General features: G+C 64.1%; 11 protein-coding genes. 2 read left to right on the forward strand and 9 right to left on the reverse strand.

Translation table 11 applies throughout. From position 1 onward, the window contains the following. Positions 1-154: 154 nt before the first annotated feature. The 8 genes from OV287_RS15975 to OV287_RS16010 form a co-directional block, all read right to left on the reverse strand. On the reverse strand, positions 155-1,858 hold the full coding sequence (locus OV287_RS15975) for a phosphatidylinositol-specific phospholipase C domain-containing protein (protein WP_267534883.1): 1,704 nt from the start codon (positions 1,856-1,858) through the stop codon (positions 155-157). Between the two features lie 79 nt (positions 1,859-1,937). Continuing rightward, positions 1,938-2,639 carry a zinc-binding alcohol dehydrogenase family protein gene (locus OV287_RS15980; protein WP_267534884.1) on the reverse strand — a complete coding sequence of 234 codons (702 nt, stop codon included), beginning with the start codon at positions 2,637-2,639 and terminating at the stop codon, positions 1,938-1,940. Between the two features lie 962 nt (positions 2,640-3,601). Next, the gene (locus OV287_RS15985) at positions 3,602-5,962 is read right to left on the reverse strand and encodes an AAA family ATPase (RefSeq protein WP_267534885.1); all 2,361 of its coding nucleotides are present in this window, start codon (positions 5,960-5,962) and stop codon (positions 3,602-3,604) included. Beyond that, positions 5,959-6,462 carry a hypothetical protein gene (locus OV287_RS15990; RefSeq protein WP_267534886.1) on the reverse strand — a complete coding sequence of 168 codons (504 nt, stop codon included), beginning with the start codon at positions 6,460-6,462 and terminating at the stop codon, positions 5,959-5,961. The genes OV287_RS15985 and OV287_RS15990 overlap by 4 nt, the downstream gene beginning before the upstream one ends. Positions 6,463-6,623: 161 nt before the next feature. After that, positions 6,624-6,767 carry a hypothetical protein gene (locus OV287_RS15995; RefSeq protein ID WP_267534887.1) on the reverse strand — a complete coding sequence of 48 codons (144 nt, stop codon included), beginning with the start codon at positions 6,765-6,767 and terminating at the stop codon, positions 6,624-6,626. A 92-nt stretch (positions 6,768-6,859) separates the two neighbouring features. Further along, positions 6,860-7,126, reverse strand: a complete 267-nt coding sequence (locus tag OV287_RS16000; RefSeq protein ID WP_267534888.1) for a hypothetical protein — start codon at positions 7,124-7,126, stop codon at positions 6,860-6,862. 136 nt (positions 7,127-7,262) lie between these two features. After that, positions 7,263-8,795 carry a TIR domain-containing protein gene (locus OV287_RS16005; protein ID WP_267534889.1) on the reverse strand — a complete coding sequence of 511 codons (1,533 nt, stop codon included), beginning with the start codon at positions 8,793-8,795 and terminating at the stop codon, positions 7,263-7,265. Between the two features lie 140 nt (positions 8,796-8,935). Next, positions 8,936-9,952, reverse strand: coding sequence for a zinc-binding alcohol dehydrogenase family protein (locus OV287_RS16010; protein ID WP_267534890.1), 1,017 nt, complete (start codon positions 9,950-9,952; stop codon positions 8,936-8,938). A 230-nt stretch (positions 9,953-10,182) separates the two neighbouring features. Here OV287_RS16010 and OV287_RS16015 point away from each other — a divergent pair, with 230 nt between their 5' ends. Further along, positions 10,183-12,078, forward strand: coding sequence for an eCIS core domain-containing protein (locus OV287_RS16015; RefSeq protein ID WP_267534891.1), 1,896 nt, complete (start codon positions 10,183-10,185; stop codon positions 12,076-12,078). A 247-nt stretch (positions 12,079-12,325) separates the two neighbouring features. After that, positions 12,326-12,997: an HAD family hydrolase gene (locus tag OV287_RS16020; protein ID WP_267534892.1), complete on the forward strand. Its 672-nt coding sequence runs from the start codon at positions 12,326-12,328 to the stop codon at positions 12,995-12,997. A gap of 35 nt (positions 12,998-13,032) precedes the next feature. Here the strand turns inward: OV287_RS16020 and OV287_RS16025 are convergent, their stop codons facing one another. Further along, on the reverse strand, positions 13,033-14,028 hold the full coding sequence (locus OV287_RS16025; RefSeq protein WP_267534893.1) for a fatty acid desaturase: 996 nt from the start codon (positions 14,026-14,028) through the stop codon (positions 13,033-13,035). Positions 14,029-14,063 lie beyond the last annotated feature (35 nt).

Raw genomic sequence — 14,063 nt, forward strand, 5'->3', positions numbered from 1 at the left:
CCAAGAGAATCCGACACCGATGTAGAGCACCGTGCAGTGAGACAGAACCCCCGAAAGCCCATGAAAACCTTCACCCAGAAGAGGGAGCGAAAACTCACCGCCCCCGGCTCAGAAACCAATCGCTCGCACCTGGAGCAACAGCGTGAGCGCCTCCTCAGTAGCGCCAGACCTCCAGCGAGGACGCCAGGTCATTCCACTGGGTGCCCAGGTTGTCGATGCTCTGCGTGACGTACAGCCCCGAGCCGCCCCAGTTGTCGTGCTGCCAGAGGTTCGCCCGGTAGTTGCCAATGATGCGCACGGAGGACGCGCGGTCGTTGAAGCCACGGCTGCCCAGCTCGTAGGTGGGACCCGTGAGCTGGATGACGTCTCCCTGATACCCCGCGTGCTCGTACAGGTACACGCCGGCCTGGGCGCCGTAGCCCCACACCGCGTAGGCATAGTCCCCCTGCCAGCGCATGTAGTGCGCACCCCAATAGGTGTAGGCCCAGTTGTTGAACCCACCGGGCGTGCGCTTGACCAGGACGGTCCAGGACTGGAACGGGAAGCGTGCGCGCACGCGGGAGGCCAGCTGCGCCGCCCGGTTCTCCGCGGAACCACTCAGGCTCCCGAGCTGGCTGTCGACGTAGCTCGCCAGGTAGCTCTCGCTGACCGCGCTGTCGTTCGACAGCGTGTTGAACGCCACGTGGCTATAGCCATCCACCCAATCCGACTTCTGGTACAGCCCGTAGTGCGACGCGGAGTAGCCCCAGTTGTCGCCTCCCTGGGTGCCCGACACGATGACATGCCAGTACATGCCCGGCAGCTTGTGCTCCAGGAACGTCCTCGCCTCGATGACCCGATCTCTCGCCTTGTCATCACCATCGGCGTGCCAGCCATAGGAGATGTTGTTGAAGGCAGTGGCGAAGTCCGCGCCGATGGCGGCTGCGCTCGTGGCCAGACGGAAGTTGTGCGCGATGATGGCGTCGATCAATCCCGCGCCCGGAAAGTCCATCATCATCACTCCCGTGCGCTGCACGTTGGCGCCCATCAGGTAGTGCAGGGCCTGCTCGTTGACGTCGTCCGCGATACCGGCGGGCGTTCCCCCGGCGCCCGAGGCGCTCAGGAAGTTGAGGTACAGCGCGTTGAGGTCCCCCGTGTTGGTCGCCACGAGGTGGTTGCGCGCCAGGTTCCACTTGGTCGAGGTGTTGGTCTCCTCCCACGCGTCCTGCAGGCGGATGCTGCCCCAGCTGATACCGTGGTCGCCGCCATCGAAGTCGTCGAGGATGACGATCTTGCCGCGCACCTCGCTCAGCGTCGGCACGTGCGTGCCCCGCCAGATGTAGGGATTGTAGGCGGCCTGGTTGCGATACCACTCGAACGTCGCGGCGAAGGAGCGCGTCGTGTTCTCCTCGGTGTGCTCCTTCTTGACGCGCATCAGCACGGTCTCGGTGGGGTTGTCCTTGAGGAACTGCACCGTGGTGCTCAGCACGTCATCGAAGTTGGTCATCAGGTAGTACGCACCATGATGGATGGTGAAGCGATCTCCGATGTGGCGGGCACGGATGTCCACGGCGCGCACGCCCGCGTCGAGCTGCGGGCGCAGATTCATGCCCTGGGTGAGAATCCACGCGCGCTCGAAGACGGTCACATACCATTCCGTCTCATCGGCCATGGTGTCATGCGTGCCTGGCAGCGAGAGCGCCGACACCCGGGTGCTGTCCGGCACCCAGCGCATCCAGTTGGGATGCTGCGTGGGAATGCTCGTCGCATCATTGAAATACCGACCATGTGCCGCGGCGAAGGGGGCTGGCAGGAGCAGGGCCAGGAGGAGGGCCAGCGCGCCGCGCTGAATCCGGGAAGGGCTATGCAGCGGAATCATGCGTTCTCCAGGGTGAGGGGTCCCGTGCCGTGACGTAGCACGGGCTCATCCTGGAGAAACAAGTAAATCTTGAAAATCCTTAGCGCCACCCGGCGAGGACGAGCTTGCCCATCATCTTCCCAGACTCGACCTTCGCGTGTGCCGCGCGGAGGTTGGCGGCGTTGATGGGGGAGAGCTTCTCCGTGAGCGTCGTCTTCAGCCGGCCGGCGTCGATCCACTCCGCCACCTGCTTCAGGGCGCGGTGCTGCTCCTCCATGTCCGGCGTCTGGAAGCGGGAGCGGGTGAACATGAGCTCCCACGAGAAGCTCACGCTCTTGCCCATCAGCCGCCCCAGGTCGAGGGGCTGGCTCGCCTCGACGATGGAGACCATGCGTCCGAAGGGCTTGATGACATCACCCATGACGGTCCAGTAGCCCGTGGTGTCGACGGTGTTGAAGAGGTAGTCGACCTCGGGGATGTCCAGACCCTTGAGCTGCTGGGGGATGTCCTCGCGGTGGCTGATGACGTGGTCGGCGCCCATGTCGCGGCACCACTGCTGGGACTCCGGGCGGGAGGCGGTGGCGATGACGCGCAACCCCGCGAGCCTGGCAAGCTGGATGGCAATGGAGCCCACCCCGCCCGCGCCATTGATGATGAGGAGTGTGCGGCCCGAGTGCTTCCCGCCCGGGTCGATGGCACAGCGGTCGAACAGGGCCTCGTAGGCGGTGAGGGCGGTGAGGGGCAGGGCGGCCGCCTGCGCGTCATCGAGCGACTTCGCTGACTTCCTTGCCTCTGATTTCATTGTGGGCAACGAGTTACCGCCGCTGCTCGAGGCAGCCAAACATGAGGAAGCAACAATCCTCTGGGTGCCCGTACGCACCAGTGACGTCCTCTCGACGGAGATCAGCCGATACCATGCCGTTCTCGACCCCCAAAAGCCGTTGGTCAAGTGGGGGAAGAGCAAGATCGATGATGCTCTCCACCGCATTAGCCAGTGCATTTTCAACGCCTTCGAGAGATGAAGCTCGGAACGAAGCTCCTGATAACCAGCCCGGGAGCCGGGAAGTGCGATTCCTGAGTCATACTGGTACGCGTTTACGCGCCTGGCTTGTTGAGGGACGAGGGTAACCGTTCACCGCGTCGGGTGGACAGGGGGCGCAGTTGAGGCAGAGATGGCCCGGGTTGCGCGCGCAGCGAAGCCTCACAAGAGGCCGTCAAGAACTCCAGCACGTTGCGCCGCTGCTTGAGCATGGCCACCCCGGTCAGCATGCGTGCGACGAAGAGGGCGCCCTCCGGACTGTGTGTCCCCCTACTGCCTTTGCGCCAGAGGATAGCGGGGCGTAGCGCATACTCGGCAGCGTTGGTGGTCGGATCCAGGCGCCTTTCACGTCCACGAAGGTGAAGAGGGCTGCCTTCAACGTGAGAGTCTCTCGTGCTATGCCGACCATCTTCCGGCTTGCGCACTGTGCGGCCTCTTTCAACAGGCAAACCACCTCGGACTTCACCCCAGGCATGCGCCGCTTGCCACATTCAGTGGAGGCGCAGACCTTGGTCCCGTCAACGGCCCTCCTTGTCCCCTATGTTCCGGCCCTCACCGTCAACCGGCCTCCCATCTTTCCTATGCTCTCTTTCGCATGTCTCACTTGAGCGTTGCGCGCGTTCGGGGTCGAACATTCGCTGTGGCTTCCTCCAGGGCAGGTCCCCGAGGGATCACGTAAGCGAGTATCCCAGGTAGAGGCCGGAGATGCTTCCTGCGGAGTTGATTTATAGCTCCCGCGAAAGGTTTTTCAGTCGTTGCTCGCGAGAGCGACACGGCATCGTCTCCACCAGTCGAGAAGCTTCCTGGAAGAACTCCCGTGCGAGCTCCTTGTCGCTCTCCAGGAGAGCCAGTCGAGCTTCCTCCATGAGGAGATCCGGGATTTTGAGCCTGTAGTCCAAATCGTCCAGCGTGGCCCTCAGCTCGCGGAGCTGCTCCTTGCCCCGTGCTGGGTCCTGCTGAAGCGTCACGTGTGCCTCCAGCAGTCGTGCATCGCTGTGGATGAGCTTCAGATTCAAACACGATGATAGCATGAGAACCTTCTTGAGATCCTCCTGAACGTGGCTCGAACCCAGTTCGGCATAACAGGTCGCACGCATCAGCAACGTTTGCAGCTCTAGCGGCCTCGAGGATATTTCTTTCGAAAGTACCAAGGCTTCCTCAAGGAGTGCGAGCGCTTCCGACGGCTTCCCGCTATCGAGCAGAATCCTCGTGATCAGCAGATTCTTGACGACGTCCTCTTCAGGGCGGAGTTCTCCCATCTGCTCGATGATTCGAGCCATCCTTCTCGTGGATTGCTCAACCTCGCCAAGGTCGAGTAGCAGCTCACAGAAGAACAGGCCATCGAGTTCCTGAAGAAGAGGCGCCTCCGGCTCGTCACGAGTATTCAGTTCCTCGGCGGAGAGGAACATGCTCAGTGCCGATTCGAGAAGTCCCCGGCGATGTAGTACGCGCGCGAGCTGGCTCTTGCTCTTGACGAGGAGATAGGCGTCTTTCGCCTGCTCGGCGAGCTGATGCTTCAGGAGGGCCACACCGTGGGCATTCGCTAGATCACCTGATTGCACCAGGAATTCAATGAGCACGGAGAGCGCGGCAGCCGCCTCAATCGCTCCTTTCTCTCGTTCCAGCCGGAAGCGTATCCAGGCGGTTCGAATTGCATCGTCCGTCCAACCGATGCTCCAGAACCGGCTCATAGCTTGCTCCAGCGCCGAGCGAATGAGCGTCAGTGGTTCCTGCTCGCTTGGTCGGCAATCATTCCGCAGATAGCCGTACAGCGCTATCGCATCACTAGTTTCGTTTCCCAGGATCCTAGTGCTGTAGTCCTGATGTCCTCTCCGGAGTCGCTCCCAGAATACATCGCGGAAAGATGCCTCGGCCCGACCGCCCAGGTATCCAGAGTGGAATGCTTGGTACAACGGCAGTAACTCGCCGGTCTTATCGGGCCGACGGGCCGTCTTCCTCCTGAAGAACTCGAAGAGATACTCATGGAGAACACGGTACTTTTCCGGCGCTTCGGCTCGAAGCTGTTCCCTGAAATAGTCACGGACGATTGGATGGAGCAGGAATCGCTCATCCTCTGTTTCTGTTAGGAGCGAATGGCTCCGCAGACGAGAAATGCCTTCATCAATGTCTGTGGTGCGCAGATGTTTCAGGCCATGGAAACGCCAATCGAAAGTTGGCTGTTCCAGGAGCTGATGTAGCAGTTCTCGCCGAACGGTGCTGCCGAGCACCGCCATAAACCTCAGGAGCGCGCTTTCTGGACCCGCTTCGAAGGATTGATCATGCGCCTGCAACAGTGAGCCGAGCACCGCCCAGGATGACGATGAGTCGCTGGTGTAGCGAAGTGCCCAAGGAGATGACATATCACCGAGCATAGTGGTCAGACGGCTCTTCCCTCTCCTGAACTTGCCCACGAGCCCTCCCACCAGCTTCAACGAGAAGGCGTGACCTCGGACTGCAAGCGCCGTATCGAGCAACTCGGACTCATTGGCCTGGACTCCTTCGTCCTTGAGCATGGAAGCGCCCGCTTCCGCGCTCAAGTTGCCGAGTGCGAAGGATTTCACCCAAGATGACTTGTTGGTTCGAACGGGAATGCGGGTCGTGATGAGGCACTGGCCGCTATGGCCTTCGCTCAAACTCGACACTAGCAGCTTGAGCGTTGGATCGAGGAATTCTCCAGTCTCTGGTTGCTGGAGCAGCTCCGCTCCATCGAGAACCAACAGAATCCTTTGCTGCTTCAGGCGCTCGGCGATGCGGAGGGTACGATCCCATCCCGATTCATGTGCCCGTGGTTCCTCCCCGAGATAGCGGAGCAACTCCGACGCAAACGAGTCCGCGGAAACCCGTCCCGTCTCATGACCTGGCTCGCTCTGGAACGACCACGCGAAGGAGCATCGCCATGAGCGCAGAAGCTCCAGAGCGAGGCGTGTCTTACCCGAGCCCGCCGAGCCTTGAATGACGACAATGGAAGTCCGGGGCTGCGCACATAGTTCGCGCAGTCGCACGAGCTCCCGCTGACGGCCAACCAGTGGCCCATCCGGCCTAGCGATGTCATGGAACTTGGAATGGAATGGAGCGGTGTTGCTCATGCCTGCCCCTGCCTTGCCGCCTCGGCCATTGCCTTCAGTTCTTCGGCCACTCCCGAGAAGAATCTGGGATGACGAAAGTCCCTCCCGTTCCTGGGAAGCTGCTGACAATTCTCAAGGAGTGGGTCCATCTGCCAGTCGCAGGGCTCCAGGATGATTGGGATGATCTTGAACCGAGGCGGCGGGGCGACGTCCCGAAGCTTCTCCGAGAGCAGGTTCCAGAGCAGGTCGTTGAACAGGCGCGGTGTCGCGAGGAGCAGGATGCGATCGGTCACGGACAGCATCTCCGTCATCCACGAGCATCTGTTCTCAGGGGGGCTCGGGTGTGCTGTGTAGCGGTGGAGCGTCAGCAGGCCCTTAGTCACAAGGGGAGCGAGCTGGGTGACCAGCTTGCCCGCGTGCTTGTTGTCCTCACTCGTATAGAGCAGGACGCAATGTAGCGGCCGCTGCTGCACTATACCCCTCTTCTCCGGGCCGCGCTGGGCACAGGCGGGGAGCTTCATCACTGTGCGACTGCCAGATCAATCCTCCGCACAGGATAGACCTCGGGGAGTGTTTAGAGTCGTGAGGAGTGTTCGGGCTAGAGAGCAGGCAACCAGGGGAGCGCCTGCTCTCAGGGCGATTCTCTCCTCTGAAGAAAGGTAGGAGGAGTAGGGAGGAAGGCTCACTCCGATTGTTGGGCGGCGGGCTTCGGCTTGTGTGTGGCGGGAAGGCGGGATTCAGGAATGCGGCTCGCGTTGTCGGGCACGGGGCCGCTCTCGGAGGCGCGCGGGGCGGAGAGGATGGCGGCCACCGGTACCAGATTCATCAGAGTCTGCTCCTCGGCGAGCGCCTCGCGCGCGGGGCTGACTGGGGGTGCAGGGTCATGGCTCGCTTCAGCCAGTGGAGCTGGTCCTTGAGCTAGCCTTGCCGTCCGTGCAGCCCCGCCACCCGGAGCATTACCTCCGAGTAGTCCGGGTGCAGCGCCCTGCTCGCGGTCGCCGTCTCCAGCGAGGGCCAGAGCGCCTCAGGGTCGGGCACCTCGTCCAACTGCGCGCGCCGCAACTCGCCCACCTGGGCGCGCTGCCATACATCCTCGAAGTGCCGCACGTTCTTCTGGAGCGACTCGCTGAAACGCAGCGCGGCGGGGCACGGCACCTGCTCGCACGCGGCGAGGTAGCCGCTCAAGAAGGCCAGGGGCCCTTGTGGCGGGGTATTCGCACAGCTTCTTGGGCCCGAGTCTCTTCTCCACCGCCCGGGCCATGCGTGCGCTACCTTCTGTCCCGTAGCACCCCGAGCCGTGGGGAAGGGCCTTTTGGGGCCCTCAGTCCTTGAGCCTGTCCATGATCTTCTGAATGATCTCGCTCAATGCCTTATCGCCCTCTGAACCCCGGCGGGTGCTGAGCGGTCTCAAGGGGTCCAGCAGGGGCTGATAATTGATCAATTCCGTATACTGATAGACGGTGTGTTTGACAGGGAGCCAGAAGATGGCGGCCTCCTCCTTCTCTGCTGCTTTGAGGAGCGGGGTCAGTTCTTGCTGGTCGATCATATCCGACGCCAGGTAGTCGGGGGTCACCAGGAGGACGGCGATCCGGGCCCGAGCGAGTGCCTTCTCGAGCTCCGCACGCCGATTGGCTCCAGGCTGGATGCGCTTGTCACTCCAGACATCCATGGCCCCATTGCGCACCAAGGGCTTGAGGTTTGTCTCCAGCCGCGCCAGCCACTTACTATCTTTCGGGCAATAGCTGATGAAGACCTGGTCGCGCTTGACCCGGTGATACAGTGGCACCGGCTGCGCTGTCTCTGAGGGATGCTTCCCCTCTGGCAGGTTCTCCCGCAGGAAGCCGAGCAGGCACTCTGCGGAAGCCCGTGCCGCGAACGCCTTGAAGTGGTCGCTCTTGGAGGAGTCCGCGAAATCCATGACCCCCTTCATCACGAGCATGTAGGGGACTTGGTGCAGGTGCGCCACGGCGCCGATGGCGGATGCCTCCATCTCCAGGCCCAGCAAGGTGCGCATCGTGCCGGAGAGCTTCTCGAAGATGTGTGGATCCTTCACCACCTTGCTGCCCGTGGCGATGGGCGCCACGTGCACCTGGAAGCCGCTCGTCATGGGGAGGTGGTCGGGGTAGCGGTACAGCTGGGCTTTGATGTGCCGACGACCTTCCTCAGTGAGGCTCAGCAGACCTTCCTGCAGCCAGCCCTTCTTCCAGAGAAACTCCAACACCCGCGTCCAGGAGGGCGCTCGGACCTTTCGGTCCGGATGGCTCTCGGGCTGCTCCCCCTTCACGAGCCGCTCGAGTACCCAGTCCATCTGCTCCTCATAGGGGATGGGGCGCTCGGTCAGCCAGGGACTGTCGGCCGGCGGCTGGAACGACTCGGCTCGCTGCTTCCACCTCGGGTGAAGGTTATAGGTGAGCATGTCACCGAGTACCCGTTCAACCTTTTGACCCGAGGCATCGAGTTCGACCACGAGCTTGCCCGTGTCGTAGGTCCACAGCCGATCCGCGATGATGACGTCTCCCAGCTCGACCTCGCCCTTGCGGCCGGCGCACACCCCTGACATGGCAACGCAGCGAGGCCTGTAGATCTGAACGAGCGGGGCCGTGACATTGACCGTGGCCACGCCGCCCATCTCAAGCGTGCGAGTCACCGCGACGCGCAGCCTGCCCCCCCCCGCCGTCTGGAAGTCGCGAAACGCCACATCCAACTGGGTGGGTCCTGGCCGCACTTCCCAGGCACTTCCAGGCACAGCGCCGGCGTCGACCTGGAGCACCGCGTCGTACTCGACCTTGACGGCGGTGACGATGAGAGCGTCGACCTGTTCCGCAGGCAGGGGGCTCTCCGGGCGGTGGTTCATGCGTTGGCTCCTTGTGCGCGCAAGGTGGGCCAGCATAGCCTCCGGGCAGAAGAGGTGTCCCAAAGAAGGTGTCAGAGGACTTGAGTGGGCTGGACGAATCTCCTGACACCTTTCGTCTCTACTCCGAGTGCTCCTCGGAGTCAGCGCCACCCGGCGAGGACGAGCTTGCCCATCATCTTCCCAGACTCGACCTTCGCGTGTGCTGCGCGGAGGTTGGTGGCGTTGATGGGGGAGAGCTTCTCCGTGAGCGTCGTCTTCAGCCGGCCGGCGTCGATCCACTCGGCCACCTGCTTCAGGGCGCGGTGCTGCTCCTCCATGTCCGGCGTCTGGAAGCGGGAGCGGGTGAACATGAGCTCCCACGAGAAGCTCACGCTCTTGCCCATCAGCCGCCCCAGGTCGAGGGGCTGGCTTGCCTCGACGATGGAGACCATGCGTCCGAAGGGTTTGATGACGTCACCCATGACGGTCCAGTAGCCCGTGGTGTCGACGGTGTTGAAGAGGTAGTCGACCTCGGGGATGTCCAGACCCTTGAGCTGCTGGGGGATGTCCTCGCGGTGGCTGATGACGTGGTCGGCGCCCATGTCGCGGCACCACTGCTGGGACTCCGGGCGGGAGGCGGTGGCGATGACGCGCAACCCCGCGAGCCTGGCAAGCTGGATGGCAATGGAGCCCACCCCGCCCGCGCCATTGATGATGAGGAGTGTGCGGCCCGAGTGCTTCCCGCCCGGGTCGATGGCACAGCGGTCGAACAGGGCCTCGTAGGCGGTGAGGGCAGTGAGGGGCAGGGCGGCCGCCTGCGCATCATCGAGCGACTTCGGCTTGGGGCCGACGATGCGCTCGTCCACCAGGTGCAGCTCACTGTCGCAACCCGGGCGCAGGATGCTGCCCGCGTAGTAGACGGCATCCCCGCGCTTGAAGAGCTTCACGTCCGGCCCGGTGGCCTCCACCACGCCCGAGGCATCCCAGCCGAGCACTCGCGGCGAGGGCTCGGTCTTGTCCTTGGGCGAGCGGACCTTCACGTCCACCGGGTTCACGGAGATGGCGTGGACCCGGACGAGCAAATCCCTCCCCTGGGGTGTCGGGTCCGGCAGCTCCACGTCGAGCAGGGACTCGGGATTGGAGCTGGGCAGGTAGCGCTTCAGGGCAACGGCCTTCATGGTTCTCCTCTCGTGTGTCGAGATGGAGAGTCAGTTCACGACGCGCTGAAATGTCACGTGAGTGCCGGTGGCCTGCCTGCCCGGCTGCCAGGGAACGTGTGGCATCCGGTCACGCCATTCACGGACCACGGCTGCGGGCTCCATCCCAACACGCGAGGACTCGAGCCGGGTGCCGCTGTCGGCGTGAGCATTCACGAGGCCTCGCGCTACAGTGAATTCGGAGGCTGAAGATGGGAAGCCAGACAACCCAGCAGGCACGTCCCCGGGCGCCCCAGGTGCCGGCCCGCTCCGAGTCTTCCCCAGAGCCCGCCCGCGAGCAGGAGGCTGGCTCGTCGGCCGCTCCTCCCATGACAGGGCCGTTGCTGACCCTGGAGCAGTCGCTCCGCATCCCCGTCCACTCCCCGCGCCCGGCGGCGGGGGGCCAGCGTCGCGCCCTCCCCGACACCCTGCGGGAGAAGATGGAGCAGTCCTTCCATCAGGACTTCTCCCGGGTCCAGCTCCGGCTGAGTGACGAGCCCTCCCGGATCGGCGCCCGTGCCCTCACCCGAGGCGAGGAGATCACCCTCGCCCCGCGCCACTATCGTCCTGACAGTCCCTCGGGACAGGCCCTGCTCGGCCATGAGCTGGCCCACGTGGTCCAACAGCGAGGCGGGAGGGTTCGGCGGGGCGGAGGCCTCTTCGATCATCCCCACCTGGAGGCCGAAGCGGAGCGACAGGGCCAGCAGGCGGCTCGTGGCACCTCGGTCTCCAGTCCCGCAGCAGGTGCAGCCCTGGCCCCGACAGCCTCGAGTGCCTCCCTGGCGATGCCCTTCCAGCCTGCCTGGGAGTTCGTCGACATGGGCGGTCGAGTGCGCCGCTACCAGCTCAAGGACAACAAGGATGGCACCTATACGCACTCCAAGTCGGGGCAGGTGTACACCCATAACGGCCAGATGCACCCGACCCAGTCGGGCACGCGGGTGCTGAGCCCCGTCAGCCCGCCCTCGACGACCGCGCCCACTCCCGCGCCGTCGCCAGGCTCGTCCAATCACGATCCCAAGAACGTCCTGTTCCGCGTCGGCGAATCGGGGAAGGTCGAGTACCTGGGCAACAGTGCCCCGAATCGGTCCGCCTACGCGGGCCAGTACCTGGAGATGGAGCCGGGCCACTTCGCCCCGTTCAAGAACAGCGGCAAGCGGACGGGGAGCCCCAAGGTCATGGATCCCGTGACCCTCGAGCGCTACGCCTACGACGAGACCGGCAAGCAGTTCTACGCCTGGGACAAGGCGGCGGCCGATCGCCGGGGGACGGCCATCAGCACCACCTCCACCACCCATGGCACTCCGAGCGCGAATCAGTCCCTCCTGGATCGCCTCGGCAAGGGCGAGCTCGTGGATCGACGGCGTTCCAATCGAACGGGCATGGACCTGGAGCCCTTCGATGTGGGGCCCTACAAGAAAGCCGTCACCCTCCCAACGGACAGCGATGCCAAGGTGTCGCGGACGTATGGAGCGCTCTCCGGCACGGACGCCTGGAAGACCGGGACGCTGGTCAACCGGGACCATGTCCCCTCCGGCGAATCCCTCAATCAGCGGGGAGATTCGGGGGCCTACGACCAGGGCTTCACCATCACCATCCCCAACCCGGAGATGCACATTCCCTTCAGCCCCACGTACGGCTCGGACAACTCCCCCAGCTCCAAGGGGATGGATGACGAGTACCAGGGCAACTCCATCAAGCGCGTGAAGTTCGACCAGGACAACCCCGCGGCGGGGGCCTATCGAGACATGGCGTTCATGCTCTCCAAGACGGAGAACCAGGACTACTCAGCCTCCGGTCACGCGAGGCTCGACCTCACCAAGCCGGAGAATCGCCTGCGCCAGCTTGGCGGCTATCGCACGCTTCTGCACCGCAACACCCAGATCCACCGCCACCTGGGTAGCAAGCGTGGATTCGATACCAAGGCTTCGGCCATCGACTACTCGATTGGCATCCGGAAGAAGAAGAAGGCGAGCAAGAAGGTGGGAAAGCGGGATCAGTTGGGGTCCGCCACGTACACCCAGCTCACCACCAAGACGCAGGGGCAGCTCTTCAGGAAGCTGATCCACAAGCACCTGAAGAAGACGGGCAATGTGAAGAAGATCTGAGCGCCCTCTCGAGGGCTCCGGGCCTCTATTCCGTCTCCTCTATACATCCTGTCTGATCTGGCCCCATGCGCGAGCCTGGGAGAAGACACACCTTCCCGCTCGGCTGCTGGGGGACCTGGATGGCAGGCGCGAGTCCCTTCACATGAGGAGTACCAGGGAGCCTCTTGCGCTTCTGTCACAGCCCTGGACTTTCCCGCGTGGCTACCGGGGTTTGGAGTGCGCAGTTTGCAACCGGAGGATGTGCGGAGTGCCCAAGGCAATCGTCTTCGAGGTGGATGGGACGCTGGTGGACACCAACGTGCTACGTGCGCGGGCCTGGCAGGAGGCGTTGGCGCGCTACGGCCGTCAGGTGCGTCTGCCTCGGGTGCTCGCACAGATGGCTCGGATGGGCGACCAGTTCCTCTCCGTATTCCTCCCGGAGGAGGAGTACCTGCGCTACGCCGATGAGCTGGCGAGCTTCCACCGGGCGCTCTTCCATGAGGAGTACCTCCCGCGGGTGAGGGCCTTCCTCGGGGCCCCCGAGCTGCTGCGGCACCTGCGCGCGGAGGGGTGGCGCATCGCCCTGGCCTCCACCGCGGACCCCGACGAGCTGGAGCACTACATCGAGCTGCTCGGCGTGGAGGCGCTCATCGACGCGCGCACCACCGACGCGGAGGTGGACCGCAACCGATTGCACGAGGAGATTCCCGCGGAAGCCGTCCGGCTGCTGGGGCTCGATGGGACCGATGACGTGCTGGCCATCGCCGGTCTGCCCTACGATGTCGAGGGCGCCGTGCACCTGGGAATGCGGTGCGTCGGGCTGGTGTGCGGCGGCTTCTCAGAGGAGGAGCTCCGCTCCGCCGGGGCGCTCGCCGCCTTCGGCACGCCACAGGATCTCCTCACGCGCTACGCTGAGTCGCCCCTCGCCGCCGTGGGTTGAGCCGGGCCCGCGGGGGGCACCCGGCTCCTGACAGCTCACGCCGCCTTGGAGGCGTCCTCGGCCTGCACCGTGCCGTCCCCCGAGCCGCCGGTGCGCGTCATGCGGCTGTAGAGCGACAGCGACGGATCGAAGAGGAACTTCAGCCACAGCGCCGTCCACGACTTGTGGAAGTGCAGCGAGTCGTAGAACTCGGGCGCGAGCTGGCGCACCTTGGGCAGGCGCGTCCAGGGCACGCGCATCACATCGTGGTGCTCGTTGTGGTAGCCGACGTTGAAGGCCACCCAGTTGAGCGGCCCGTAGTACGAGTACGTCTCCTGGGGCGCCTTGACGAGGAAGTGCTCCTGAATCCACCGCGCGCCCAGCGGATGCAGGCCGATGGCGAAGATGGACGACAGGAACATATAGATGAGCGCGCGGGGCCCGAGCAGCGCCCAGCTCGCCGCGATGAAGGCCAGCTGCACCGTCAGGTTGGTGGCGTACCAGGCATCGAAGAAGGGCACCCGCCTGAGCTTCGGCACTCGCAGCGCCTGGAAGGCCCAGAAGTTGAGCTGCCAGAACGCCTTGCCCCAGAACGAGTTGCCAATCAGTTTGGCCTCAAACGGCGAGGCCAGGTCCGCGTCCAGCTCCGGGTCCCCTTGGTAGCGGTGGTGGATGAGGTGGTACTTGCGGAACGAGGCCGCCGCGGGGAACAGGATGGGCAGGTTGGTGAAGATCTGCAGCACGGCGTTGAGGCGCGGGCTGCGGAACACGAGGTTGTGAGTGCACTCGTGGATGAGCACCCACAGGCCGTGGTCGATGAAGGCACCCACCAGCCACGCGGTGGCCAACAGCGCCCACCAGGGTGAGTCCCGCAGGGCCCAGGCGATTGCCACCTGTCCACCCACCAGGAGCAGGACGAACAGGGCCGTAATGGGAGTGGGGCCGCACAGATCCTTGATCTCGGGATGGGCACGCAGGATGGCGCGGGCCCGCTCGAGGTGAGGCTCTTTCTCCGTGCTACGGGCAAACTCCAGGGGGCGCGGCTGACTCAAGACGCTTCCTTTCAGTCGTACGAGGCGGGGGGCGG

Origin of the sequence: Archangium lansingense (genome assembly GCF_026626635.1) — a bacterium.
In the GTDB taxonomy this organism is placed as follows: Bacteria; Myxococcota; Myxococcia; order Myxococcales; family Myxococcaceae; genus Archangium; species Archangium lansingense.

Coding starts and splice junctions, on each gene's coding strand:
- OV287_RS15975 (WP_267534883.1), bottom strand. CDS start 1,858: ATGATTCCGCTGCATAGCCCTTCCCGGATTCAGCGCGGCGCGCTGGCC.
- OV287_RS15980 (WP_267534884.1), bottom strand. CDS start 2,639: ATGAAATCAGAGGCAAGGAAGTCAGCGAAGTCGCTCGATGACGCGCAG.
- OV287_RS15985 (WP_267534885.1), bottom strand. CDS start 5,962: ATGAGCAACACCGCTCCATTCCATTCCAAGTTCCATGACATCGCTAGG.
- OV287_RS15990 (WP_267534886.1), bottom strand. CDS start 6,462: ATGAAGCTCCCCGCCTGTGCCCAGCGCGGCCCGGAGAAGAGGGGTATA.
- OV287_RS15995 (WP_267534887.1), bottom strand. CDS start 6,767: ATGAATCTGGTACCGGTGGCCGCCATCCTCTCCGCCCCGCGCGCCTCC.
- OV287_RS16005 (WP_267534889.1), bottom strand. CDS start 8,795: ATGAACCACCGCCCGGAGAGCCCCCTGCCTGCGGAACAGGTCGACGCT.
- OV287_RS16010 (WP_267534890.1), bottom strand. CDS start 9,952: ATGAAGGCCGTTGCCCTGAAGCGCTACCTGCCCAGCTCCAATCCCGAG.
- OV287_RS16015 (WP_267534891.1), top strand. CDS start 10,183: ATGGGAAGCCAGACAACCCAGCAGGCACGTCCCCGGGCGCCCCAGGTG.